This window comes from Gammaproteobacteria bacterium, assembly GCA_016199745.1.
GTDB lineage: Bacteria > Pseudomonadota > Gammaproteobacteria > Acidiferrobacterales > Sulfurifustaceae > JACQFZ01.
The window spans coordinates 31924-55680 of the sequence record JACQFZ010000048.1 but is presented as its reverse complement, the minus strand read 5'-3'; the positions used below and the strand labels follow the sequence as shown (position 1 = coordinate 55680).

The 23757-nt window shown below is 59.4% G+C and carries 25 protein-coding genes and 2 pseudogenes; 14 read left to right on the top strand and 13 right to left on the bottom strand.

What is annotated here, in order from left to right; all coding sequences use genetic code 11:
* Window positions 1-201 precede the first annotated feature (201 nt).
* Window positions 202-1029: a DNA-binding protein gene (locus tag HY308_11540; protein ID MBI3898913.1), complete on the bottom strand. Its 828-nt coding sequence runs from the start codon at window positions 1027-1029 to the stop codon at window positions 202-204.
* A 144-nt stretch (window positions 1030-1173) separates the two neighbouring features.
* Here HY308_11540 and HY308_11535 point away from each other — a divergent pair, with 144 nt between their 5' ends.
* Entirely contained in the window at window positions 1174-2127 is a 954-nt protein-coding gene (locus tag HY308_11535; protein ID MBI3898912.1) for a tyrosine-type recombinase/integrase, read from the top strand.
* Window positions 2128-2253: 126 nt separating this feature from the next.
* Here the strand turns inward: HY308_11535 and HY308_11530 are convergent.
* The 4 genes and pseudogenes from HY308_11530 to HY308_11515 form a co-directional block, all read right to left on the bottom strand.
* A pseudogene (locus HY308_11530) lies at window positions 2254-3065 on the bottom strand (MBL fold metallo-hydrolase).
* 129 nt (window positions 3066-3194) lie between these two features.
* Entirely contained in the window at window positions 3195-3512 is a 318-nt protein-coding gene (locus tag HY308_11525; protein ID MBI3898911.1) for a hypothetical protein, read from the bottom strand.
* Window positions 3513-3514: 2 nt separating this feature from the next.
* Window positions 3515-4005, bottom strand: a pseudogene (locus tag HY308_11520) (hypothetical protein).
* An 8-nt stretch (window positions 4006-4013) separates the two neighbouring features.
* A complete protein-coding gene (locus HY308_11515) occupies window positions 4014-4493 on the bottom strand; it encodes a hypothetical protein (GenBank protein ID MBI3898910.1) in 480 nt (159 codons plus the stop codon).
* A gap of 346 nt (window positions 4494-4839) precedes the next feature.
* On the opposite strand from HY308_11515, the gene HY308_11510 reads away from it, so the two are divergent.
* The 7 genes from HY308_11510 (at window position 4840) to HY308_11480 (ending at window position 10442) form a co-directional block, all read left to right on the top strand.
* Window positions 4840-5217 carry a response regulator transcription factor gene (locus tag HY308_11510; protein ID MBI3898909.1) on the top strand — a complete coding sequence of 126 codons (378 nt, stop codon included), beginning with the start codon at window positions 4840-4842 and terminating at the stop codon, window positions 5215-5217.
* 76 nt (window positions 5218-5293) lie between these two features.
* Entirely contained in the window at window positions 5294-6040 is a 747-nt protein-coding gene (fnr, locus tag HY308_11505) for a fumarate/nitrate reduction transcriptional regulator Fnr (GenBank protein MBI3898908.1), read from the top strand.
* A 23-nt stretch (window positions 6041-6063) separates the two neighbouring features.
* A complete protein-coding gene (locus HY308_11500) occupies window positions 6064-7092 on the top strand; it encodes a diguanylate cyclase (protein MBI3898907.1) in 1029 nt (342 codons plus the stop codon).
* A gap of 6 nt (window positions 7093-7098) precedes the next feature.
* Window positions 7099-8781: an AAA family ATPase gene (locus HY308_11495; GenBank protein MBI3898906.1), complete on the top strand. Its 1683-nt coding sequence runs from the start codon at window positions 7099-7101 to the stop codon at window positions 8779-8781.
* Window positions 8759-9508: an MBL fold metallo-hydrolase gene (locus HY308_11490; protein ID MBI3898905.1), complete on the top strand. Its 750-nt coding sequence runs from the start codon at window positions 8759-8761 to the stop codon at window positions 9506-9508. The genes HY308_11495 and HY308_11490 overlap by 23 nt, the downstream gene beginning before the upstream one ends.
* Before the next feature lie 64 nt (window positions 9509-9572).
* Window positions 9573-10001: a YeeE/YedE family protein gene (locus HY308_11485; GenBank protein MBI3898904.1), complete on the top strand. Its 429-nt coding sequence runs from the start codon at window positions 9573-9575 to the stop codon at window positions 9999-10001.
* 3 nt (window positions 10002-10004) lie between these two features.
* Window positions 10005-10442 (top strand): YeeE/YedE family protein, encoded by a 438-nt coding sequence (locus HY308_11480; protein MBI3898903.1) that lies wholly within the window; start codon window positions 10005-10007, stop codon window positions 10440-10442.
* A 350-nt stretch (window positions 10443-10792) separates the two neighbouring features.
* Here HY308_11480 and HY308_11475 read toward each other — a convergent pair whose 3' ends face one another.
* The 3 genes from HY308_11475 to HY308_11465 form a co-directional block, all read right to left on the bottom strand.
* Window positions 10793-11200 (bottom strand): hypothetical protein, encoded by a 408-nt coding sequence (locus HY308_11475; protein ID MBI3898902.1) that lies wholly within the window; start codon window positions 11198-11200, stop codon window positions 10793-10795.
* Window positions 11193-13229: an FAD-dependent oxidoreductase gene (locus tag HY308_11470; protein MBI3898901.1), complete on the bottom strand. Its 2037-nt coding sequence runs from the start codon at window positions 13227-13229 to the stop codon at window positions 11193-11195. The genes HY308_11475 and HY308_11470 overlap by 8 nt, the downstream gene beginning before the upstream one ends.
* A gap of 119 nt (window positions 13230-13348) precedes the next feature.
* Window positions 13349-13705: a ribosome-associated translation inhibitor RaiA gene (locus HY308_11465; protein MBI3898900.1), complete on the bottom strand. Its 357-nt coding sequence runs from the start codon at window positions 13703-13705 to the stop codon at window positions 13349-13351.
* A 154-nt stretch (window positions 13706-13859) separates the two neighbouring features.
* Here HY308_11465 and HY308_11460 point away from each other — a divergent pair, with 154 nt between their 5' ends.
* Window positions 13860-14861, top strand: a complete 1002-nt coding sequence (locus HY308_11460; protein ID MBI3898899.1) for a zinc-dependent alcohol dehydrogenase family protein — start codon at window positions 13860-13862, stop codon at window positions 14859-14861.
* Here the strand turns inward: HY308_11460 and HY308_11455 are convergent.
* Window positions 14858-15259, bottom strand: a complete 402-nt coding sequence (locus HY308_11455) for a TraR/DksA C4-type zinc finger protein (GenBank protein ID MBI3898898.1) — start codon at window positions 15257-15259, stop codon at window positions 14858-14860. The genes HY308_11460 and HY308_11455 overlap by 4 nt on opposite strands.
* Before the next feature lie 410 nt (window positions 15260-15669).
* Between HY308_11455 and mgtA the strand changes: the two genes are divergently transcribed.
* Together mgtA and HY308_11445 are read left to right on the top strand one after the other, a co-directional pair.
* Window positions 15670-18213, top strand: coding sequence for a magnesium-translocating P-type ATPase (gene mgtA, locus HY308_11450; GenBank protein MBI3898897.1), 2544 nt, complete (start codon window positions 15670-15672; stop codon window positions 18211-18213).
* A gap of 29 nt (window positions 18214-18242) precedes the next feature.
* Window positions 18243-19322, top strand: coding sequence for a CHAD domain-containing protein (locus HY308_11445; protein ID MBI3898896.1), 1080 nt, complete (start codon window positions 18243-18245; stop codon window positions 19320-19322).
* 39 nt (window positions 19323-19361) lie between these two features.
* On the opposite strand, the gene glgP is transcribed toward HY308_11445, so the two are convergent.
* From glgP to HY308_11430, 3 genes are all read right to left on the bottom strand, one after another.
* Window positions 19362-21053, bottom strand: coding sequence for an alpha-glucan family phosphorylase (gene glgP / locus HY308_11440; protein ID MBI3898895.1), 1692 nt, complete (start codon window positions 21051-21053; stop codon window positions 19362-19364).
* Window positions 21054-21086: 33 nt separating this feature from the next.
* On the bottom strand, window positions 21087-21527 hold the full coding sequence (locus HY308_11435) for a hypothetical protein (GenBank protein ID MBI3898894.1): 441 nt from the start codon (window positions 21525-21527) through the stop codon (window positions 21087-21089).
* A 180-nt stretch (window positions 21528-21707) separates the two neighbouring features.
* On the bottom strand, window positions 21708-22088 hold the full coding sequence (locus tag HY308_11430) for a PilZ domain-containing protein (protein MBI3898893.1): 381 nt from the start codon (window positions 22086-22088) through the stop codon (window positions 21708-21710).
* Window positions 22089-22255: 167 nt separating this feature from the next.
* Here HY308_11430 and HY308_11425 point away from each other — a divergent pair, with 167 nt between their 5' ends.
* Entirely contained in the window at window positions 22256-22705 is a 450-nt protein-coding gene (locus HY308_11425) for a CBS domain-containing protein (GenBank protein ID MBI3898892.1), read from the top strand.
* A 72-nt stretch (window positions 22706-22777) separates the two neighbouring features.
* Here HY308_11425 and HY308_11420 read toward each other — a convergent pair whose 3' ends face one another.
* Window positions 22778-23218, bottom strand: coding sequence for a universal stress protein (locus HY308_11420; GenBank protein ID MBI3898891.1), 441 nt, complete (start codon window positions 23216-23218; stop codon window positions 22778-22780).
* On the opposite strand from HY308_11420, the gene HY308_11415 reads away from it, so the two are divergent.
* Window positions 23217-23405, top strand: a complete 189-nt coding sequence (locus tag HY308_11415; GenBank protein ID MBI3898890.1) for a hypothetical protein — start codon at window positions 23217-23219, stop codon at window positions 23403-23405. The two genes, HY308_11420 and HY308_11415, sit on opposite strands and share 2 nt — an antisense overlap.
* Window positions 23341-23697, top strand: coding sequence for a DUF2934 domain-containing protein (locus HY308_11410; protein MBI3898889.1), 357 nt, complete (start codon window positions 23341-23343; stop codon window positions 23695-23697). Before HY308_11415 ends, HY308_11410 begins: the two co-directional genes overlap by 65 nt.
* Window positions 23698-23757 lie beyond the last annotated feature (60 nt).

The window sequence follows — 23757 nt, the reverse complement described above, 5'->3', positions numbered from 1 at the left end:
GCTAGCCCACGCGTGAAACGATGGCCGATCCATCTGAAAGAGACGGCAAAGCTGATCCCAAGCTAAACCGCTAATACGACGGAGTTCGCCGATGGCGGCGCCGATTCGTTGGGGTGGTTCAGGAGACGTGATCATTGTCATGATTTTACGCGCCTATCGTGGACGCGAATTACTGAAGCAAAAGGGTCCGACTCTGGGCGTTTATCCATTGTTTGCGGCCGGCTTACGTCGAGTGGCACGTTGGGTACGTTGTGACTTGGCGAGCTGCCGCACGGATGTCATCAGCCGGCTCATGTCTTTCTCACCTCTCTGTTTTGCCGTTCGCAGCTCTCGGTGGAGACGTTTGATTTCTGCATTTCTTTCTGTCACTAGCTGGCATTGCTCGCGTTCGCGTTGCTGAAGCCGGTGTAATTCGGCCGCTTTGGTGGCATGCGCCTCGGTCAGAATTTCATGACGGTTCTGGATTGTTTTCAATTCTTTTTGAATAGCCCCCAGTTGGCGGTCTTGTTCAGTCATCGCACCTTCCAACGTTTCGCGTCGCCCGGTTTCTTTGGCCAACCGCTCTCGTAACGATTGATTGTCTTCCCGTGCATCAGTTAGCTGCGCTTGCTGTTGTTGCAACACGCTGAGCTGTTGAACACGTATGTCATCAAGCTCTGCTAGTTGCGTTCGACATCGAGCTACCTCGGCGTCCTGTTCACTCAACCGTTGGCGCTGCTGTTCCACCGCGGCTTCATGTTCTCGTGATTTTGCCTCGAATTTAGCCTGCGCGGTGGATTCGATTGCCAACAGAATGATCTCGGATTGCTCTCGTAACACCTGCAACAAATGATCGCTGAGATTGACGCCGGCATGTTCACGTTGAGCCTGTCGTTCACGCCAGGACTTTAGGTACTTATTGATGGTCGTTCGGCTTCCGGTGTTCCCCAGTTCCTGCCGCACTGTGTCGACCGATGGCTTAACGCCATCGGCCACCAACCGATCCGCCGCCTGAAAAACCTGGTATTCGCTGACGCCAATACGGCCCATGACGGTCTCCGAGTATTTTGTACTGTAGGACGGATACATTATTTTACATGACAAATAGATCAATATATTACTTATGTAAATGTATCTTTTCAAAACTAGCGACTATACTTTCCGCCTAGTTCACCAAAAGTCGCTACCCCGGCCATGCCGTCCATTGTTCCCGTTTTGCCGTCCGACACGATGCCGGCACTGAGTGATCAGACCGCCGCGTTGACCAACCCAGCCGCGCTGTATCTGGCCACCTTGGGCTCCGTGCAAAGCCGGCGGGTCATGCAATCGCGGCTCAATCGCTTCGCCCGGCTGTTGCAACTCGAGCACTGGCGGCAGATTCCCTGGCGGGATTTCGATCGTCCGTGGTTGTTGTTGGCCAAGGAAGCCCTGACCGTCGATCACTGCGCGCCCGACACGATCAATGCCACGTTGTCGTTGCTCAAAGGCGTGGCGCTGCAGGCCTGGGAGCTGAAACTTATCAGCGACCATCGTTACCTGCGGATCAAGAACACCCGATCGATTCGCGGCCACCGCGTTCAGAAGCGTCGCTGGCTCGCTAAGGACGACATCACCGCCCTGCTCGATCACTGTTTGGTCGACGATCGCTTACAAGGGTTGCGCGACGCCGCCTTGCTCGGGTTGCTCTATGGCTGCGGACTGCGCCGCTCGGAAGTCGTGAGCCTCGATCGGGCCCATCTCGATCCCTCGGAACGCAGCATTCGCATTCTCGGCAAAGGCAACAAAGAGCGCCTGGTCTATCCACCGGCGCGCGCCTGGGAGATGGTGAACGAATGGATCGACGGTGGTCGATGTGCCGGCGACGGTCCGCTCTTTTGCCGTATTCGCAAAGGCGGCGTCATCACCCAGGAACGGCTCACCGATCAAGCCGTGTATTACCTGATCAAACGGTTGATCGCGTTCACCGGGGTCAAACGCTTTTCGCCCCATGATTTGCGCGGCTCCTTCATCTCGTACTTGCTCGATCACGGCGAAGACATCAAGACCGTGGCCGACATCGTCGGACACGCCGACGTGCGCACGACGGCGGCGTATGATCGGCGCGGCGAACAACGGAAAAAGAAAGCCAATCGCGCGATTGATTTTTGATCGACGTTAAAAACGATCATTGTGGGGTGATCGATCCTACCGAGATATTTTTTCGATAGTTCCCGGCAGTCTGCCAATCGCAACGTGTTTGATGAGCCCCAAGTCATTGCCGATTTGGGTGTCAATTTATCCAAATTTGGATCGTGGAGTCGAGGATCTCGGTGTAGTCGGCGTGTGCGGAGAGATTGTCGATGCTCGCCACCTCGGCCCGCAGTCGCCGTGAATCTTGACGGTCTCGGCGCCGTTCAGCATGGCGGCGCCGAGCGTAGAGCTGTTGAGGAACACCGGGATATCGGGAATCCGGCCGGCCTCCTTCGGCAGGTGAATCAGGTACATCAACGTCTGCGCGCGTCCGACCGCGAATGCCGGGACAATAACCGTGCCGCCGCGTTTGACGGTTCGGTTGATAACCTCGGCCAGTTTTTCTTTGGGATCGGTGGGATCGTGGCGTCGGTTACCGTAAGTGGATTCGATGACGAGATAATCCACTCGCCCGACCGCCAACGGCGCCGCCATAATAGGATCGTGCGGTCGCCCGAGATCGCCGCTAAACAGCAATGTGGTGCCATCGCCACGCAACTGAACAAGCGCGGCGCCGAGCAGATGCCCCGCCGGTCGCAGGTGCAGCACTACCCCGCCCCGCTGTCAGGCAACAGGATTGCACAGAGGTCGCGTGTCGCCTCGCTGCAATACACCGTACCTTTGAATCCGTTCTTGACCAGCAGTGGTAAGTAACCGCTGTGGTCCAGATGCGCGTGGGTCAGAATGACGGCATCAACGTCTCGTGGCGCAATCGGCAACGGCGCCCAGTTGCGCAGGCGTAGCTGTTTGTAACCCTGGAACAGCCCGCAGTCCACGAGAAGTTTTTTGTCGCTCGTGCTCACCAGATACTTCGACCCGGTGACAGTTCCCGTGGCACCGAGAAAGGTTAGCTGCATCGTGACTCCTGCGTTAGAACGGTACCGCGATCCAACTGCTTCAAAGCATATTCAACCGCTCGAATCGAGTTATCGGATCCTACAGCCAAGAGAAATCGGGGCAAGCGTACCTTCTGGTGGGTGGCACCACTAGTGGAGCAGGAAGAAGCCGGCGAGCATAAGGCCGCTGATAATCGTCGCAACCATAATGATGACTGCAAGCGCGTTTAGACCGCCGTTGCCCGCGCTCGTCGCGCCTGCTTTAGAGAGCAACCACCCAAGGACGATGAACAACATGAGTACGATGATGCTGTGCGTGACCCAATGATGTCCGGTCGCTGTTTGCATGAGCGCCTTGATGGCCACGTTCGTCTCCTTGAAGATGACTAACAAGGAGCTCAGTACGCTTACGATTACCAACGACCAACCAAACGCCCAGATATACCTGACTTGTATTTGTGTCGCCATCGCTATTTCCCCAGTAGACCCAGCTTCACGCCGAGGCCGACGATGGCCCCGGAACCTTCCATTGCCAGCCCCAATAACACGACCAGCGCCGACAGCGTCAGCACGAGATGGCGCGCGCCACGGTCCGTCACCAATTGATTTGCCGATGTCGTGCCAGAAACCGCGATCGGTAGGTAGGTGCTGATGAGGAGCAGCACCAGAAGAGGAGCAGCACCAGAAAGAGATGTTCCTTCGTTTCCATGAAGAAGCTGTGCGCAAATGGCCACGGCCCTTGTTTGATGATGGCCTTGTCTGCGCCGTAGAACTGTACGTACCAGTATCCGCCGAAGAGGAACGACAGCCAGATCAACACGGCGACCACAACGCTCGCCGTGTTGATGCGGTGGCGGTTGGCGTCGCTCACGTTGATCACTTCGACGAAAACCCATACCGCGGCCAGCATCCCCAGCACACCGAAGGTCGGATGCAGCATCAAGATAAATTCTTTGCTCATGTCGCCTCCTACCTCCATCCTCTGATTGGTTCACTATTGCTTACCGCGATCCACTCCACGCGGACGCCTCGGTCGAAACGGTACAACGACCAACCGGCGGCCAAACCGAACAGCAGTTTGGAAAAGAACGTGACCGGATAAGGCATCAGCGACACGAACGCAGGATTGAGGTACGGAAGCACCACGAAGAAATTGATGGCCCACACTAATGCCAGCGCGACAGTGCTGGCGGCGATGGTCAGCGCGGACGCGCGCTTCCGCGTCAACGGCGACCACACCAATAGGCCGAACGCCAACACCAATAACACGGACAGCGCCATGTGCACCGTCACCTCCAGCGCCGGCGCAAACGTCGATCCCGCGAGCGCAGGCGCTACGCTCCCCACCACCTGACGGGAAACGTCAGCGGCGCTGAGCGTTGAAACCTGCGAATACAGCACAATCCATACAACCTCAGCGAGGCCGCCGACTAGCCCGGCAAACAGCAAAGGCCGAAACGATCAAATGCGGTTGGATGGCGTCACAGGACTTCTCCGTCTTAAGTTGGCCCCAGCATAGCGCCGCCGCGAATGGGCCATGTTGATGCAAATCAAGGGAAGGACGGATCGCGAAGGAAACTCAGCTCGGTGATCGAATTTCGTTAACGCCCGCTCTACCGGCGGCTCGATTCGGATCGCGCATCGCACAACCGTCCAATCGAGCCCGTGCAGGTAGGAAAATTCCTACGCACACCCCTCCTCGTCCTACCTCTAAAATCAGAACATCCTGACCGGCAGAATCAGCACCCACCGATACGATGGCGGGCATTGCCAACCGATACTTTCATCCATGGAAATGTCGGTTACTTTAAAGAGCGTTTTTATTGTCGAAGATTCCGTCGCGGTGCGTGCGCGTTTGGTTGAGTTAGTGCGCGCCATTGACGGTGTCACCGTTGTCGGCGAGGCCGGAACGCCGATCGATGCGGTGATCGGAATCATGAACACGCGCCCCGATTTTGTCGTCCTCGATTTTCAGCTCGAGGGCGGCACCGGCGCAGATGTGCTGCGCATGATTCGCCCGCAGATGCCTAATGCTGTCGTCATTGTGCTGACTAATTACCCGCTGGCACAAATCCGCCGCGCGTGTCTCGATGCGGGTGCAAACGCGTTCTTCGATAAAACGAGTGAGTTCGGAAAAATCAAGGACGTTATCGCGGGCGCTGCGCCCGCGTAACTATTAATAGATCAGCCAATACCTCAAAGAGGACGTCACCATGGGATCCGCCGCCGCTTTTTGTACGACCGACAATATGTCGATACCTAGCAATCGCCGCGCAGCGCCAACAAATGTGGAGCGTTGCCCGACATTGTGTTCGAGTTGCAATCTGCGTCACCTCTGCCTACCGTGCGGCATGACTGGCACCGACGCCGAGTTTCTCGATGGCTTGCACTTCACTCGTCGTCAACTAAAACGCGGCGACACGCTTTACCGCGCCGGCGCGGCTTTCGATTCGCTCTACGCCGTTCGCAGCGGCTTTTTCAAGAGCTACGCAATCACCGAAGACGGTCACGAACAAGTGACCGGTTTCCAAATGACCGGTGAGATCATCGGTCTTGACGGTATTGAGAACGACACGCACAACCTAACCGTCAAGGCGCTCGGGGACGCCGTTGTTTGCGTTATTCCGTTCGCGCACCTCGAAAAAATGGCGAGCCGCTTGCCCACCTTGCAGCGTCAATTCCATCGCATGATGAGCCGCGAAATCGTGCGCGATCAAGGCGTGATGATGCTGCTCGGCACGATGCCCGCGGAGGGCCGCGTCACCGCCTTCTTGCTCGGCCTATCGCAACGCTTCGCCGCGCGCGGTTATGCCGCGTCCGAATTTATTCTGCGCATGACGCGCGAGGAGATCGGTAGCTATCTTGGGCTGAAACTCGAAACCGTGAGCCGCGTATTCTCGCGGTTGCAGCAATCCGGTCTGATCGACATTCAGCAAAAACACGTGCACCTGCGTGACATGACGGGGCTTCAGGCGATTTTAGGAAGATCGGCGTAACGCGATACGACAAGGAGTCACCCATGTGCGCGCAAAGGCATCCTCCTTCTGCGGTCGGATCATCGCTGCCGCCGGAATTGTTGGCGAACGCGCTGACGGCGATCGATAATCCGGTCTTCATCGCCGACCGGCAAGGCCACATCGTTTGGGTCAATGACGCCTTCTGCCGAATCAGCGGTTACCCGTCTGACGAAATCATCGGCAAGAATCCGCGAATTCTGAAATCCGGCGTACAGGACACAGCGTTTTATCGAAAACTTTGGGAAACGATTCTTGCCGGCAATACTTGGCGCGACGACATCGTAGAGCGCCGCAAAGACGGCAATCTGTTTACCGTGGAACAAGTGATCACTCCCCTGCGCAATCACACCGGCGTCATTACTCACTATGTCGCTATTCACCATGACGTCACGCGACGCAAGCAAGAAATCGAACACGAGCGACATCTTGCCTATCATGACGCACTGACCGGCCTGCCGAATCGCGCCTTGTTTTTCGACACACTGAAGCAGGCGTTCGCCAAGTCCGGACGCCTGCCGAATTCGCTGGCGGTACTCTATGTCGACATCGATAACTTCAAGTCGATCAACGATACGTTGGGGCACCACGGCGGCGACAGTCTGTTACTCACCGTCGCCGACCGGTTACGCGCCGCTGTCCGCAAGACCGACACCGTTGCCAGGCTCGGCGGCGATGAGTTCGCCGTCCTTCAGGCCGATGTCGACGGCCCGGAGATCGCCGATAAGCTCGCCGCTAAATTGCTAGACACGATTTCGCGACCCTTTATGATCGATGGGCACAAGGTACATGCATCCGTGAGCATTGGCGTCGCGATACATCCGGGTGATGGTGATAACGCGCAAGACCTGCTGGATAACGCGGACCAGGCGATGTATCAGGCGAAAAATCAGGGACGAAATAACTATCGGCGGCATTGCCCGACGGCATCGCGGCTGATGGTTTCAGGTCAGAAATTCAATGCGGAAAATGCCGCCGGACAAGCTCTATCAAAGCGAAGTCGCATTCGTCGTTCTCCGCGAATAGCGTCGTGAGGAACGATGTCGACAGACAAGGACACATATTTAACCATCGACCAGGGACAACTCGTCGCATCGCTGCACGAGCTGTTGCTCTATGATCACGCGGCTGATGGCGGCGTCGAGTTGTTGCAAACGCATATTTCCTACGTATTCCTCGTCGGATCGTTTGCTTACAAAATTAAGAAAGCGATCGATCTAGGCTTTCTCGATTTTCGCACGCTGAGCGCGCGCAAGTTCTATTGCGAAGAAGAGCTGCGCCTCAATCGCCGAACCGCGCCGGGGCTCTACGTGGATGTTATTGCCATCAGCGGCACGGCGGACCATCCGGTGCTCGGCGGCAGCGGGCCAGCGATCGAGTACGCGGTGAAGATGCGCCGCTTTTCACAGGAGCATCTGCTCGGTCGGTTGTTAACGCGCGGCGAGCTGACGCCGGCGCACATCGATCAGCTGGCTGAGAGGATCGCCACGCTGCATGCATCGGCGAGCACGGCATCGGCCGATGACATGTACGGCACGCCGTCTGCGATCGAGCAGCCGGCGCTGGAAAATTTTCGCCAGCTTAAGACCACGCTGAGTGGATCGTCCGAGCTGGCGGATCTCGATTCCTTGGAGCAGTGGACCAATTTCCAGCACCAGGTATTGCAGGCCGAGCTCGGCGAACGCAAGCGCACCGGCTTCGTGCGCGAGTGCCACGGCGACTGTCATCTCGGCAACGTGGCGCTGGTCGATGGTCAGGTAACGCTGTTCGATTGCCTCGAGTTCAGTGCCAACTTGCGTTGGATCGATGTCATGAACGAAGTCGCGTTCGTGGTCATGGACCTGCAGGACCGCAGGCGCACGGATCTGGCGCAGCGCCTACTCAACCGATACCTCGATATCACCGGCGACTACGAAGGGCTGCGCGTGCTTCGGTTCTATGGGGTCTACCGCGCGCTGGTGCGCGCCAAGGTTCACGCGCTGCGCACGCACCAGTCGAACGTATCGCCACCAGAGAAGACGCGCTTGCTCGGCCAGTGCCGCGGCTATATCGCGCTGGCGAAGCAACAGACGATCGCCCCACCGCCGATGCTGATGATCACCCACGGTTTCTCCGGCACTGGCAAGACGACCTGCACGCAGCCGCTGCTCGAAGCGATCGGCGCGGTGCGCATCCGCTCGGACGTAGAGCGCAAGCGGCAGCATGGCATGCCCGCGCTCGCGCATACCACCTCGGCGGTCGGCGCTGGAATATACAGCGCCGACGACAGCGGGCTAACGTATGAGCGGCTGCTCGATTTAGCCCATGCCATCATCGAGTCCGGCTATTCCGTTATCGTCGATGCCACGTTCCTCAAACGCGCGCAGCGCGATCCCTTCCGGGATATGGCGCAAGCCGCGCGTGTACCGTTCGCGATTCTCGACATCGTCGCCGACGACACCGTGTTGCGCGCACGTATACTCGAGCGTCAACGAACATCGAGCGATGCTTCCGAGGCCGATATCGCTGTACTCGAATACCAGCAGCGGATCCATGAGCCGCTGCAACCGCCGGAGCTGGCCGTCACCGTCGCTTACGAATCGAGTGCGCCGTTCAACAGTGCCGACGCAACGCGTGCCTGGGCGACTGTCTTTCGCAAGACTGGTTTCGTGCCGGAGAATATCGTCCGCCGAATCGACCGTGTTGGAACACGGAGGACAAATGATTTTTCACCAGCTGTTTGAGCCGTTGTCGAGCACTTACACTTATTTGGTGGGCTGCACAGAAATGCGGCAGGCGGTCTTGATCGATCCGGTGTACTCCGCCTGGGAGCGTGACCTGGCGCTGATTAAATCGCTCGGTCTAAAGCTCGCATACACCGTCGACACACACGTCCATGCGGATCACATCACCGCCGCGTTGCGTCTGAAACAGGAAACCGGAAGTCGTATCGCTTTCCCAGCAATGAACCGCGTGGCGTGCGCCGACGTGGCGATCGAAGATGGCGTGCCTCTACAGGTCGGGAGCGTGCGTCTGGTTCCGCTCTACACGCCCGGGCATACCGACGACCATTTTTGTTACTGGTGGAACGACCGTGTGTTCACCGGCGATGCGCTACTCATCGACGGCTGCGGGCGCACCGATTTTCAGAACGGCAGCGCCGCGGCGTTGTATCGCAGCATCCACGAAAAGCTGTTTCGGCTGCCGGACGATTGCCTGATTTATCCAGCGCACGACTATCAGGGCCGCCGCGTGTCAACGATCGCGCAAGAAAAAAAGCGCAATCCGCGCGTGAATCTAGAGATACGCCTCGATCAGTTCATACAGTTGATGAGCGAGCTGAAGTTGCCGTACCCGAAGTTTATCGACTACGCGGTGTCCGGCAACCGGCAGTGCGGCGTGTGCCCCTCGCATCTGCCGGAGAAGATGAAGGAGTACTGTGCACAGATGACGCTCAGCCTGCAAGGCTGAGACGTCCTGTGAAACCGGCATCCGAACAGCCCGGGTGCCTTAACGACAACCGGTAGCCCACACCATGACAGATAACTTCACTCCCTACAGCGGCTTGCTCGGCGGTATCCTGATCGGCATCAGCACTGCCCTGCTGTTATTCGCCAACGGCCGCATCGCCGGCATCAGCGGCATTGTCGGGGGACTGCTGGCGCCCCGCCGCGGCGAGCTCGGATGGCGTTTCATGTTCGTCGCCGGATTGTGGATCGGTGCGCTCGCGTTCGTGTTCGCACGCGGCGAACCTCTGCGCATCACGCTTGAAGCATCGTGGCCAACGATGGCCGTCGCCGGATTGCTGGTCGGGTTCGGGACGCGCATGGGCAGCGGTTGCACCAGCGGCCACGGGGTGTGCGGTATTGCCCGCTTCTCTAAGCGCTCGATCGTGGCGACGTTGGTTTTTCAGCTCAGCGCCATCATCACCGTCTTAATCAAACGTCATGTACTGGGAGCCTGAATCATGACGCATGGACTACACCTCCGGGCAGCGTACCTACTCTCGGCCCTGGCCTCGGGTATTCTGTTCGGCCTCGGGCTCGTCATCTCACAGATGGTTGACCCTGCCAAGATCATCGGCTTTCTCGACATCACCGGCGAGTGGGATCCAACGCTCGCCGTCGTCTTCGCCGGCGCACTAATGGTGTCGATACCGGCATTTCACTGGATATTGAAGCGGCCGCATCCGCTGCTCGCGACCAGCTTCGTGTTACCTACCAAAACCGAGCTCGACCTGCGGTTAATCGGTGGAGCGGCGCTGTTCGGCATCGGCTGGGGACTCGCCGGATTCTGTCCAGGTCCGGCGGTTACCGCGCTGGTCACGTTCGCGCCGCCGGTCATCATCTTCGTGGCGGCGATGCTCGCCGGCACGTGGTTATATGGACGATTGGTGGGGCCATGAGCTACTGGAAATAAATCCATTCTGCAGTAATTGTGGATCGCTTCGGTCGCAATCGCCGTTGGATCTTCCGGTGGAAACTTTTCGAGCAGAATACTAATTGCGAAGTCGCCACGCGCCGGAAATTCCAATGCCCAACTTTCGATAAACTCTTCTGCATCGCGGTCCAGGTCGCGGTGATGAAACGGCGTTGCGTCCATCGAGTTAAGCAGCTGTGCCAGCTCGCGCAGTTGTAGCTGGATTTGATGGGCCGGCTTGCCGCGGCGATGCGACGCGATAAATCCCATTACTTCTTCCGCCATGCCACGATTTTCCTTCTGCTGGCTAAGCTGGTGTTGACCGATTCGTGGAATTTACCGGTGAAAATGGTGGCGTACCTTCGCCGCGATTTGCCGCGGCGTCATTTTATCGACTGCCTCGACCTCTTCGATCTGGCCGCGGATCTTGTTTCGGTCGAGTCGCCGCTCGAACTCGCCCTTCGCCAGACCAGGGCCGAATATCAGCACGCTGTCGGCGTCATGCAGTTTCGCGATGACCTCGTCGTAATAGATATTCAAGTGGCCAACGAAATCCCGCGTCCGCTGATCGTCCGCCGGTCGGGGCTCGCGTCGCCGCGACACTATCGAACCATTACGCCGACGCTGCCATTGCACATTCGATTCGATGATGTCGATCTGCTCGTTGTCCGTGGTGAGCGTTACGATCACTGCCTTCGAATGATCGATCCATACACCGGCAGCTATTTTTTCCGGGTCATGCATGGGTCACCTCGTGCTCCTCGCTAGTTGCATTCTTATTCACCGCACGCCGAGACGGATAAATCAGCGCGCGCTCCTCGGTATCGAGCTTGGTACCCACGAGATCGAGAATCGCGAATGCGCCTTCGGCAATCGCGTCCGTTACCTTGCGCGGGCGCACGGCGTCGCCGACCACATAATGGCGGATGCCGCTGTCGCCAAGTCCCTTCGCGACAGCATTCACCGGCCGAGAGCCGAGACACAGTACGACCATATCCGCCGGCAACATGCGCGTCTCGTGCGGCGCCAGTGTCACTACGTTGCCGACCGCGAGGTTTACCAACCGTGTATTCGGCATAAGTTTGACGCCGCCGTGCTGCAACCGGCTGAGCAGCAACGTGCGTTCGTCGATCGGTGCGTCGACGGCGATATCGCCCTCGGCTTCGAGCAAGGTGACATCGCTGCCGCGTGCCACAAGATACTCCGCCGTCTGTGCGCCGGCGCAACCGCCGCCGGCGATGACAATGCGGTCCTGAGGCGCGGTCGATTGTTCGAGGATGTCGCGTCCGGTGGCAACGCACATGCCTTCCCAACCGGGGATCTCCGGCCGCACTGGCTCAGCGCCGGTGGCGACGATGACCACCCACGGCTTTTGCCGCGCGATATCATCGGCGCTCATCGTCGAGTTGAGACGCACCTCGACGCCGAGTCGCTCGAGCTCGCGGGCCAAATAATCGCGCAGCATCGCCCAATCCTGCCGATGCGGCGCCGCCGCGGCGGCGGGCAGCTGCCCGCCGAGCACCGCGCGCGATTCGTGCAGCGTCACCTTGAAACCGGCGATGGCGCCGTAGCGCGCCGCGGTCATGCCCGCGGGTCCGCCACCGATCACTAATAATTTTCGGCCGTCGCCACCGCGCAAATTGACGAACGACATTTCGTGACTCACTTCCGGATTGACTGTGCACCACACCGATTTCTGATCGAACAGCCGACTGATACAACCTTGATTGCAGGCAATGCAGTGCCGCACTTCCGCCGGTTGACCGGCCGCTACTTTGTTCGGCCAGTCGGGATCGGCCAGCAAGCTGCGACCCAAGGCCACGAAATCCGCTTGGCCTTTTTGCAATACCTCCTCCACCATCGCCGGCGTGCGCAACTTGCCAACGGCAATGACCGGAATCGTGACCGCCGTCTTCACGCGCTCGGCGAGCGGTCGTAGCACGCCGTCCTCGACTGCCATCGGTGGGATCATCGTGCCCTGCGCATAGGTGGCGTAGCTGCCGGTTGAGATGTGCAGTGCCGCTACACCCAATTGCTCCAGGCGTTTGGCTGTGGCAACGGTCTCATCGAGTGTCAAACCACCCGGCAGCGTTTCCTCCCCCGAAAGCTGGACAATGATCGGAAAATCCGGCGCGGTGCTGGCGCGGACGCTGGCGTACACCTCTTCGAGAAAACGCCGCCGGTTCTCCGGCGTGCCACCATAATTATCGTTGCGGTAATTGCTGAACGGCGAGAGAAATTCTGCGATCAGATAACCGTGCGCCCCGTGCAACTCGACGAAGTCGACGCCGGCGACGTAAGCGCGGTGAGCGGCCTTGCCGAAAGCAAGCACGATCTCGCCGATCTCGGCCACGCTCAACGCACGCGGCAATTCATTGACCACCGGATCGGTAATCGCCGATGGCGCCACCGGTTGCTCGCCCGAGATCTTCGCCGACGCCTGCCGGCCGCCGTGAAAGAGCTGAATGCCCATGAGTGCGCCATGATGATGGCCGGCGTCGACCAACGTTCGCAGGCGTGGAATAACGCTGACGTGGTGAATACCGAGTTGATTCAGAAATCCCTTGCCGTCCTGACGCACGAAGCTCGCTTCCAAAATGATCGTGCCGACACCGCCACGGGCAATGCGATCGATATGCGTGATATAGCGCCCGGTCGCGTGCCCGTCATCATCGGCGTAGTTGCGGACCATCGGCGGCAATACCAAGCGGTTTTTCGGAATTAACCGGCCGATGCGGCCAGCGCTGAACATCAGAGGATAGGCTTGGCTCATGACATGTCCTTATGAATCTCAATAAGAAACTTCTGATTGATTCCCTCTCCCTCCGGAAGAGGGGCATTTCAGTATCGCCCCATCGCCGTTCGGCCGTTTTGATCTAGGTCAACCTTGCTTCACCCTACCGGCTGATCCAACACCTTCACTCCTTCGCGGCGCCGCTGCGTATAGTCCTGCAGCTGGCGCCGCATTACCTCGACCGCGTCGTGAACGGCTACATAGACATTCTCATGTTTATGCGGCGCATCCGGATCGCGGCTCGCCACCAACTCTCGACCCGCGACCTGCACGCTGAGCCGCACGTGGAAATGATTCCCCTGGTGATGGTGTCGATGACGCTGCTCGACGATGACCTGGCAACTCACTATCGGCTCGCCGTGCGTCTCCAGCGAGGCCAATTGTTCGCGAATGTTCTTCTCCAACGCCGGGGACGAGTCCATGTGGCGGAAAACGAGCTGTAGCGGCTGATTCATCGATCTATTCCTTATATATATGGTGTAAGGGAAATCTGCTTAATTCTGCGCGCGCGCCGGTCATCGCTCTTTGATCGGCGTCAAAGACTATTTACGCCGCCGCAAATAAATAACATGAGGTAAGCCAATGGAAGAAACCGGGCGTCCTGACCCAATGCGTGCCATGCAACTGCGCCATCCGCGAGAACCGCTACAACTCGTCTCGCGCGATATCGATCATCCCCGCGCGGGACAGGTGCTCTTGCGCGTATTTGCGTGCGGGGTATGCCGTACCGATTTGCACATCGTCAACGGCGAGCTGCCGCCGCTCGATCATCCGGTCATTCCCGGCCACGAAATCGTCGGCACCGTTGTCGAACGCGGCGCTGGTGTTGACCGTTTCGCCGTCGGCGAACGCGTCGGCGTTCCATGGTTGGGATGGACCTGCGGACATTGTCGTTATTGCCTTGCCGGCCGCGAAAACCTCTGCGACAACGCGCGCTTCACCGGTTACCACATCGACGGCGGTTACGCCGAGTACGCGTTGGCTGACAGCCGTTACTGCTTTGCACTGCCGTCGTCGTACTCGGATGCCGAAGCGGCGCCGTTATTGTGCGCCGGCCTGATCGGCTATCGCGCGCTCGTGATGGCGGGCGACGCCGAGCGCCTCGGCATCTATGGCTTCGGCGCCGCCGCCGATATCGTCGCGCAGATCGCGCGCCATCAAGGCCGCCGCGTGTTCGCCTTCACGCGCCCCGGCGACATCCGCGCGCAACAATTCGCCCGCGCGCTCGGAGCCGTCTGGGCCGGCGACTCCACCTCCCCCGCGTCGGAGCTACTCGACACCGCCATCCTGTTCGCACCCGTCGGTGCGTTGGTCCCGATCGCGTTGCGCGCCGTCGCCAAGGGTGGGACCGTCGTCTGTGCCGGCATCCACATGAGCGACATCCCGACATTTCCCTACCACATCTTATGGAACGAGCGCCGCCTCGTGTCGGTCGCCAACCTCACGCGCGACGACGGCGAGAAGTTTCTCACGCTGGCGCCGCGCGTGCCGATCAAGACGCAGGTTGAAACCTATCCGCTCGAACAAGCCAACCAGGTGTTAACGCGCTTACGCAATGGCGAGGTTAACGGCGCGGCCGTGCTCATCATGCCTATCAGGGTTCGCCATTAAAGACTCGGCGACACATCAACTCCCGCAGTGCGACTAACGTCATAGTGCCGTTGGCAACGCAGGCAGCGTTTGGCGGTGGGATAAGCACCGAGCCGGTCGCGACCGATGTCGGCGCTGCAGTCGGTGCAGATGCCGTAACTCCCATCGGCAATTCGCAGGAGCGAGGTGCCGACGTCGCGCAGTTCCCGCACCTCGCGTTCACGACCGGCGAGATCGGTGTCGCGCAATAGCTTGCTTACCGATTCGTCGCCGGCGTCGTGCGTTTCGCCGACGAGGTAGGCGTACTCGTCGCGCCGGCTCGGAGCCAAAGCGGAACGTAGGTGCGTGCGCAGTTGCTCGCGACGCTCGCGCAGTCGCTGTTTGAAGAGTTGAAGGTCGGCGCGTGTCAGTGACGGCATGTGTGCTCCTTGTTCGCGTCTTCGTCATGTCAAATTATCGGCCGACGCCAGATGGAGGTATTGATCTACGTCAAATAGAATCGCGTTGAGTCAGCGGCGTTTCGCTGATCTATCGCAAAAATCCCCCGCCCCGCTTCTCACTTGGAGAAAAAGTGATAATAAAAAACCCCGACGCTGTTAACCTAGGAAACCTCTGATCCATTCAAAATGTAGGGTGGGCAACTTGTTGCCCACGCGTTTTTTGGTTGAGTATCCGCGTGGGCAGAATTGCTACCTGGGTGCAACAAAATCCGTTGCACCCGTTCGGCGGCGCGAATCTCCGCCGGACATTCGCGAAAACCCCGCCTCACCCCACCCTACGTTGAATTATTCAGAGCTTCCTAGTTTTTCGGTTCTTGGAGGCAACGCTAGTGCCGGCTACGCCGTTTCCATTTTGGAACTTATCGCTCGCTGAGCTTGAGGCACGGTTGAATACCGGCGCGCAAGGGCTGACGAGCGAAGACGCGCGTCAGCGGTTGGCGCGCTTTGGGTTGAATGTGCCGCGGGCGCGTCGAACGCGGGCGGTGGTATGGCAGTTTTTGGCACGCTTCGGGAATCCGTTGATCATCGTGTTGCTGGTGGCGGGCGCGGTATCGGCGGTGATGGGTGATGTCGCGAGCTTTGTCATCATCGGCTTGATCGTTCTTATCAGCGTGGCGCTCGATTTTTTTCAAGAGCACCAGGCGGGACGCGCGGCGGAGCGGTTGCAACAGTCGGTGGCGGTGCACACGTGGGTGAGGCGCGACGGGCAGACGTGCGAGTTGGCGTTGTCGCAGGTGGTGCCAGGGGACATGGCGGTGTTGTCGGCGGGCGATTTGGTGCCGGCAGATGCGCGCGTACTCGAGGCGAAAGACTTTTTCGTGAACCAGGCGCTGCTGACGGGCGAGTCGTATCCGGTCGAGAAGCACGCGGGTGATTTGCCAAACCCAATGGACGACGTCGGCGACGCCAGCAACGCGGTGTTCATGGGCACGTCGGTCGTGAGCGGCACGGCGACGGTGTTGGTGTCGCGCACCGGGCGCGAGACCGCGCTCGGGCTCATCGCCGAATCGTTGGCGGCAAAGCGGCCGCCGAATGCGCTCGAGATCGGCACGCAGCGCTTCGGGCTGCTGATCTTGCGGCTGACGGTGTTGCTGGTGTTGTTCGTCTTGCTGGTCAACGCCCTGCTCCACCGACCGCTGCTCGAATCTTTTTTGTTCGCGCTCGCGTTGGCAGTGGGATTGACGCCGGAGCTGTTGCCGATGGTGATGTCAGTCACGCTCGCGCGCGGCGCGTTGTGCATGGCCAAGCGCCAGGTGATCGTGAAGCAGCTCGCGGCGATTCACAACCTCGGCAGCATGGACGTGCTATGCACTGACAAGACCGGCACGCTCACCGAGGCGCGCATCCGCCTCGCGCGGCACATCGACGCCGACGGCAGTGACAGCGAGCACGTGCTCGAACTCGCTTACCTCAACAGTCATTTCGAAACCGGGCTCAAAAGCCCGCTCGACGACGCGATCCTGGCACACGCGACCGTCGACGCCTCGCGCTGGCGCAAGCTCGATGAAGTGCCGTTCGACTTCGAGCGGCGGCGCGTGTCGGTGCTGGTCGACGACGGCAGCGAACGTTGGTTGATCGTCAAAGGCGTGCCGGAGGATATTCTGCGATTGTCGACGCACTACCTCGCCGCCGACCGGACGACAGTCGTGCCGCTCGACGACATCGCGCGCGGCCGCATTCAAGCACTGCACGATACCCTCGCGCGCGACGGATTCCGCGTCCTCGGCATCGCCTCGCGCCGCGTCGCCGCCGATTATCCGCACGCGGTCGTCGGCGACGAAACCGAGCTGGTGTTCGCCGGCTTCGCCGCGTTCCTCGATCCGCCGAAGCGCGACGCCGCGGAAACGTTGAAGGCATTGGCCGCCAGCGGCGTCGCGATCAAGATCGTGACCGGCGATAACGACCTGGTGACACAGCACGTTTGTCGCGAGCTCGGGCTGCCGATCACCGGCGTGCTGACCGGCGAGGCAATTCAGCAGCTGGACGATTTCGCGCTACAGGCGCAGGCGGAGACGACGAATCTATTTTGCCGCGTCAACCCGGCGCAAAAAAATCGCATCATCATTGCACTTAAGGCGCGCGGCCACATCGTCGGTTATCTCGGCGACGGCATCAACGACGCGCCGTCGTTGCACTCCGCCGACGTCGGCATCTCGGTCGACAGCGGCGTCGACGTCGCCAAGGAGGCGGCGCAGATCATTCTGCTGCAACACGATCTCGAAGTGCTACGCGCCGGCGTGCTCGAAGGTCGGCGCACCTTCGGTAACATCATGAAGTACCTCTTGATGGGCACGAGCTCAAGCTTCGGCAATATGTTCAGCATGGCCGGCGCCTCGCTGTTCCTGCCGTTTCTGCCGATGTCGCCGATTCAAGTGTTGCTCAACAACTTGCTGTACGACATCTCTGAGATCCCGCTGCCGCTGGATCGCGTGGATCCGGAGTATCTCGAACGACCGCGTCACTGGGACATCGCCTACGTGCGCAACTTCATGTGCGTTGTCGGACCGGTCAGCTCGGTGTACGACTTTCTGACGTTTTATATTTTGCTCAATGTGTTTCATGCGCCGGAAGCGCTGTTTCGCACCGGCTGGTTCATCGAGTCGATCGCGACCCAGGTGCTCGTGATCTTCGTCATCCGCACCCGCGCCAATCCCCTGCGCAGTCGCCCGAGCGGATGGTTGACGGCGACGGCGCTGGCGATCGTCGCGATCGCGGTGTTTTTGCCGTTCACCGGCATCGGACGTTATTTCGGTTTTGTCGCGCCGCCGGTGTTGTTCTTTCCCGTGCTGATCGGATTGTTGCTGGGTTATTTGCTGACGGTGGAGATGGTGAAGCGTGTATTTTATCGGCGTTATGATGCGCGGAGAATCTGAATGGATTGCCACGTCTCGCGGCGCCTTCGATGAAACCGAAACAACGTCACTGGCTCGATGCCTCCCCTGCTGTCGCCGCACGCGGCCTCGCGCTCGACCAACTTGCCGCCGCGGCGCAGGCACGTAAGCGCTTGCGCGATGGCACCGACGCTGGCGCATTGCACGACTTTCGCGTGGCGTTACGACGGCTTCGCAGTACCATTCGCTTGTATCGTCCCTGGCTCGATGAAAAGGCGTTGTCGCGAAAGTTGCGTAAACGTCTGAAACGTCTGGTGCACGCCACCAACGCGGCACGTGATGCCGAGGTCGGACTGGAGTGGCTTCGACGTTCTTTACCGCGGTCAGCGCGCGGCGCTGCCGAGTGGTTCGCCGGCGAGACCGAATCGCGTCGGCAGGCGGCCTATGACGAAATTCACGACCGAACAATGGCGGAATTCGACGCATTGCATCCACGTCTGCGCGCGGCCCTGCGCACTCGGCCGCCGCACCCGTCGATGCGGCGTGAGCTGCTGCGCAACGCGATCGGCGATATCGCGGCGAAACAAATCGCCGCGCTGGCATCGACGATGAACGAGATTCGCTCGGTAGACGACGCCGACAATATCCACGCCGCACGCATCGAGGCCAAGCGCTTGCGTTACCTGCTGGAACCGCTGGTGCGCGAACGCATCAATGGCAAACGCTGCCTACAGCAACTGAAGGATTTCCAGGATCGGCTCGGTGAGTTCTGCGACCGCACCGTGCTCGCGCGTGAGTTGCTCGACATCGCAAAGCGCGTCGGCGCGGAACACGCGAAGCGCGGCATCGAAGCGGCGCTGCACGGCCGACGCGAGGCGCCAGTGCCTGATCGCCTGCCGGCGTTAGCGGCATTGAGCGCCCACGTACAGACACAGCGCTTGCGAAGCTTCCTGAACATCCGACGCCAATACTTGGGAGAGAGAACCGAAGCATTCCTGGCACTGTTTCATTCGTTGGCGCAGGCGTTGACGAAACCACCGCGGCGACGGACAACAAGCACAACGTCCGTCTTGAATGGTGACGACGATTCGAAACCGGGAAAAATTGGCGGTCGTCAATTCACGAACAAACCGGCGAAGGCACCTCCATAGCGGAATGTTTTTTAAGAAGCTTGTTCATCAGACCCATTTTTATCGCAGGTAAGCCTCGGTCACGTACCGCCGCATCATACGATGACTGTTAAAGTACGACGCATTTTTACAGATAGCGCCCTTCATCACCGCGATCCATGCCGCGCGTGTGACGTCGCCATAGAGCGGCAATACCGTGCGCTCGAGCTTGTCGTACAGCGACTGTCCATCGTCGCCGTTTCTAGAGTTGCCGTCGCCGACGGCCCAGCCGGTCACGCCTTCAAGGCAGCCTTCGATCCACCAGCCGTCGAGCACACTCAGCGATGGCACGCCGTTGATGGCGGCCTTCATACCGCTGGTGCCGCTCGCTTCCAGCGGACACTGCGGTGTGTTGAGCCAGACGTCGACGCCGGCGACGATCGATTGGGCGAGCGTCATTTCGTAATTCGGCAGGAATACCGCTGGGACGATGCCGGCGAGCGCGCGGATGTCAGCGTGTAGCCGTTCGATCAATTGTCGTCCGCCGTCGTCGTGCGGGTGCGCCTTGCCGGCGAGGATGATTTGGAACGGTTGCAGTTCCGCGATGCGCTTGAGGCGGGCGATGTCGGTGAACAACAGATCCGGGCGCTTGTAGCCGGTCATGCGGCGCGCGAAACCGAGAATCGGCAGTTGCGGATCGAGCGTGACGCCGCTGCGTGCGCGTACCTGCGCGATCAGATCGCGCTTCGCCTCCGTGTGGGCTTGCCAGAGCGCTTCGTCCGGGATGCGACTGGCGCGCACCAACAATTCCGGTTCGTGGCACCAGCCGGGGACGTGCGTGTCGAAGAGCTTCACGAAGCTCGGATGGGTCCAGGTCAGCGGATGCACGCCATTGGTAATCGCGCGCACGCCGTAACCGGGAAACATCTGGCGCGAAATTTCGGCGTGGCGCTGGGCAACACCGTTGACGTACTCGCTCAAGCTCAACGCCAGGCGCGTCATATTCAGCACGTCGTTGCCGGCGAACGACTTCACCAGACCGATATCGAGATAGCCGCCGAGCAGACGGTTGACGAGGTCATACGAGAATTTGTCGTGACCGGCGTCCACTGGCGTGTGGGTCGTGAAGTTGCAGAGCTTGCGCACGCGCGGGATGTCGTAGCTCGGCTCGCCGGGCCGTATCGCCTCGGGCGCGTAAGCGGATTGGCGCAACAGCTCCAGCGTCAGCAGCGCCGAGTGGCCTTCGTTCATGTGGTAATGGCGCACGCGGAACCCGAATGCGCGCAGCAAGCGCACGCCACCGATGCCGAGAACGATCTCTTGCTTCAAACGATATGCTGCATCACCACCGTAGAGCGTGTGTGTGATCTCGCGATCCGCCGCTGTGTTTTCGTTGAGATCGGTATCGAGCAACACCACCGGCTGGATTCCGCCGCGACTCCCGGCCAACTCATACAACCAGCCGCCGACCCAAACCTGGCGGCCTTCGATCGGTACGGTGATCTTCGCGTCGAGCGGCGACGCCGCGCGCGCCGGGTCCCACGGTTCGGGATGCTCGACTTGGTGGCCGTCGGCATCGATCGTCTGGCGAAAATAGCCGGCGCGGCTGACGAGACTCACCGCCACCATCGGCAACTCCAAATCGGCGGCCGTGCGCATGGTGTCGCCGGCTAAAATCCCGAGACCGCCGCTGTAGGTCGGAATGTCCGGGTGCAGCGCGATCTCCATCGAGAAATAGGCGACACGCGGCTCTTGGGTAAAACGGATTTGCATGCGGCGCCTACCCCCGATTAGACATTTCCGCCGTTATTTCCGGCGCATCATCTCTTTCATCAGCATCTCTTGCTGCCCCAGCATCTGATCCATCATTTGCTGCATCATGTCCATTCGCGCCTGCATCATCTGCATGCGCTTTTCCGTCGGCATGCGTGCACCCTCGGCCGGCTTCATGCCCTCCCCCATCATTCCGCCCATCGCCTGCATATGAGTCTGCATGAGTTGCATGTGCTCCTGCATCAGGCGTTCGCGTTCCTTCGGGTCGCTGGTCTCGCGAATCTTCGCCATCTGTTCGTGCATTTTTTTCATATCGTCCATCATCGCCGGCGGCATACCGGCGCTTTGTGCAGCGGCCGCGGCCGGTGCAGTAGATGCGTTCGTTTGAGTCTGTGGATGATGCGTATCATCGGCATAGACCGGCAGCGCACACAAGAACGAGGTCAAGGTAACAACGTATAAAATCGGTTTCATGAGTAGTCTCCAGTCGAATGTCGAATAAGGAAGGATTGATTTGCGACAACTCTGTCGCTGTTTCATTGGCCCACGTCAGGCGCGGCGACGTTGAGCCGGACGACGGCGAACAATTGCGTCTCCGTCCTGGAGCCCACGTCCACATCGTTGTTAGGGACGTTACCGCGCCGAGCGTTAATGCTACCGCACGGATGCCGCCATCGGCGCAACCATCACCGTCTCGCGGCGGCGCGCTAATGGCGGAATGCGCGAGCCTTCTTCCAGAAGTCGTCCCAACGCCCGCGCGGTGTAGTTGTCTTGCTCAAGGTACATAATGCCGATGACATTTTTTTGAGCCCGCACCACCATCGCCCGCAGCTGGAACCACTCGCTCGCGTTGGAACGGTCGAAGCGTAGTGCCACCGAAATCGGCGCATAGAGCGGCACGGCACCCTGATGGAGCGCAAGACTAGCGCCCCCCGTGCTCATGTCGATGATCCCAGCGCTCAACCAACCTGCCGGCTGGAAGTAGACGTTGATATCTCCCGTTACCGGGATGCGGACGTTGTAACGATGCTCCACGTCACTCCTCCTTGATTTGTTATATCGCCAATATCCTATCCGCCAACGGCGGCGGGACTATTGATCTACGTCAAATAACAACTGGCCAGGCTGTTGGATACTGCTGTCGTCTTAATCGTTCGCTTCAGTTTTTCCCGCTAACCCACGAATCGGAAAAGGAGAAAAGTATGGCTATCGGCGACATCTATATCCGCGAAGTTGTGTCTATTGATAAAGACGCGACTTTATTGGAGGCGGCGCAGCTCATGCGCCAGCACCACATCGGTGATGTCGTCGTCGCCGATAGCCGAAATGGGTATCACGTACCCGTCGGCATGGTCACGGATCGCGACATCGTGATTGAGGTCGTGGCAAGGAACTTGAATGTGAACGACCTATCGGTCGGCGACGTCATGAGTAAGGACATTGTGACGGCGCGCGAGGGCGACGGGATCTCCGAAACCATTGCGCTCATGCGTTCCAGCGGCGTGCGTCGCCTCCCTGTCGTCAGCGACGCGGGCGCGTTGCTCGGGATCGTTTCGATCGACGATTTGTGGCAATTGGTGGCCGAAGAGGCAACCGAGCTGTCGCGCGTGGCGTCGCGAGCGCAGGCGACCGAGCAAATGGCGCGACCTTAAAAAAATGAACGTCGGCACTACTGGCCTTCTCGCCTCGTCCGCTCGAGCATTGCCGCCACGGTGCGACAACCGTTACCGGTAAACCAGCACCGGAATCGACGAGTGCGTCAGCACCTGGTTGGTGACGCTGCCCAAAACCAACGCGGCGATCCCGCGGCGACCATGGGCCGCCATCATGATCAGATCGCAGTGTTTCTGCTTCGCCGTTTCGACGATGGCTTTCCACGTCGGCACACGTTCCACCAAAACGCGATCGAACGCGACGCCGCCGACACGCGCGGCGGTCTCAATGCGATCGAGATAAGCATTGCCTTCCTTGCGCGATGCCGCCTCATATTGCTGCAACCAGTCGCCGCTCATGGCGCCGAATTCGGACCCGATCGTGAAGGCCGGCTCCATGACGTGAATGCTGACAATTTTCGCGCTTAGTATTTTTGCCAGCCGCACGCCGTCGGTAACCACCTTTTCGGAAAGCTCCGATCCGTCAGTTGGTATAAGAATGTTCTTGAACATGTCATCTCCTTTGATGTCTCGTTATTCCATCGACCACGATATCGTGCAGTGCGTTCGCCGTATTGATGTTGATCAATACATCACGAACGGCGTTGCCTTTGACGCAGATCAAAGCGATGGACATGCAACGAAGGTACATTTTCTCGCCGCACCGATTGGCGGCCAAGAAGGAGGGAATCGTGGCTAAGAAACGACTGCAGGTACTCAATGGAATTGTAGCGGCCTCGAAACCGAGCCAGGTGATCACCGCAGAAAAGCGCCGAGCGCTGATCGCTGAGATCGCCTACTTTCGGGCAGAAGCCCGCGGCTTCGCGGGCGGTGACGCGACCGACGACTGGCTGCAGGCCGAGAGACAGGTCGACGAGAAGCTGATGACGCCATCGGCGAAAAATCCACCGGCGCGCGCTGACAACCCCCTCGCTCGCCACGCCGATATCGGCCGGTCGCCGACAGCGCAAGAATTGCCGCCCGCGGAATGACACTCCACTAATTTATAGAGACGATGTTTTCCCATCAACTATCAACAAGGAGCAACTACC

Excerpts from the sequence above, each read along its gene's own strand:
- HY308_11465 (MBI3898900.1), bottom strand. The coding sequence starts at position 13,705 with ATGAATCAGCCGCTACAGCTCGTTTTCCGCCACATGGACTCGTCCCCG.
- HY308_11470 (MBI3898901.1), bottom strand. The coding sequence starts at position 13,229 with ATGAGCCAAGCCTATCCTCTGATGTTCAGCGCTGGCCGCATCGGCCGG.
- HY308_11460 (MBI3898899.1), top strand. The coding sequence starts at position 13,860 with ATGCGTGCCATGCAACTGCGCCATCCGCGAGAACCGCTACAACTCGTC.
- HY308_11415 (MBI3898890.1), top strand. The coding sequence starts at position 23,217 with ATGTCATCTCCTTTGATGTCTCGTTATTCCATCGACCACGATATCGTG.
- glgP (MBI3898895.1), bottom strand. The coding sequence starts at position 21,053 with ATGCAAATCCGTTTTACCCAAGAGCCGCGTGTCGCCTATTTCTCGATG.
- HY308_11500 (MBI3898907.1), top strand. The coding sequence starts at position 6,064 with ATGTGCGCGCAAAGGCATCCTCCTTCTGCGGTCGGATCATCGCTGCCG.
- fnr (MBI3898908.1), top strand. The coding sequence starts at position 5,294 with ATGTCGATACCTAGCAATCGCCGCGCAGCGCCAACAAATGTGGAGCGT.
- HY308_11510 (MBI3898909.1), top strand. The coding sequence starts at position 4,840 with ATGTCGGTTACTTTAAAGAGCGTTTTTATTGTCGAAGATTCCGTCGCG.
- HY308_11475 (MBI3898902.1), bottom strand. The coding sequence starts at position 11,200 with ATGCATGACCCGGAAAAAATAGCTGCCGGTGTATGGATCGATCATTCG.
- HY308_11495 (MBI3898906.1), top strand. The coding sequence starts at position 7,099 with ATGTCGACAGACAAGGACACATATTTAACCATCGACCAGGGACAACTC.
- HY308_11535 (MBI3898912.1), top strand. The coding sequence starts at position 1,174 with ATGCCGTCCATTGTTCCCGTTTTGCCGTCCGACACGATGCCGGCACTG.
- HY308_11525 (MBI3898911.1), bottom strand. The coding sequence starts at position 3,512 with ATGGCGACACAAATACAAGTCAGGTATATCTGGGCGTTTGGTTGGTCG.
- HY308_11435 (MBI3898894.1), bottom strand. The coding sequence starts at position 21,527 with ATGAAACCGATTTTATACGTTGTTACCTTGACCTCGTTCTTGTGTGCG.
- HY308_11480 (MBI3898903.1), top strand. The coding sequence starts at position 10,005 with ATGACGCATGGACTACACCTCCGGGCAGCGTACCTACTCTCGGCCCTG.
- HY308_11445 (MBI3898896.1), top strand. The coding sequence starts at position 18,243 with ATGAAACCGAAACAACGTCACTGGCTCGATGCCTCCCCTGCTGTCGCC.
- HY308_11540 (MBI3898913.1), bottom strand. The coding sequence starts at position 1,029 with ATGGGCCGTATTGGCGTCAGCGAATACCAGGTTTTTCAGGCGGCGGAT.
- HY308_11425 (MBI3898892.1), top strand. The coding sequence starts at position 22,256 with ATGGCTATCGGCGACATCTATATCCGCGAAGTTGTGTCTATTGATAAA.
- HY308_11410 (MBI3898889.1), top strand. The coding sequence starts at position 23,341 with ATGCAACGAAGGTACATTTTCTCGCCGCACCGATTGGCGGCCAAGAAG.
- HY308_11455 (MBI3898898.1), bottom strand. The coding sequence starts at position 15,259 with ATGCCGTCACTGACACGCGCCGACCTTCAACTCTTCAAACAGCGACTG.
- HY308_11420 (MBI3898891.1), bottom strand. The coding sequence starts at position 23,218 with ATGTTCAAGAACATTCTTATACCAACTGACGGATCGGAGCTTTCCGAA.
- HY308_11490 (MBI3898905.1), top strand. The coding sequence starts at position 8,759 with ATGATTTTTCACCAGCTGTTTGAGCCGTTGTCGAGCACTTACACTTAT.
- HY308_11485 (MBI3898904.1), top strand. The coding sequence starts at position 9,573 with ATGACAGATAACTTCACTCCCTACAGCGGCTTGCTCGGCGGTATCCTG.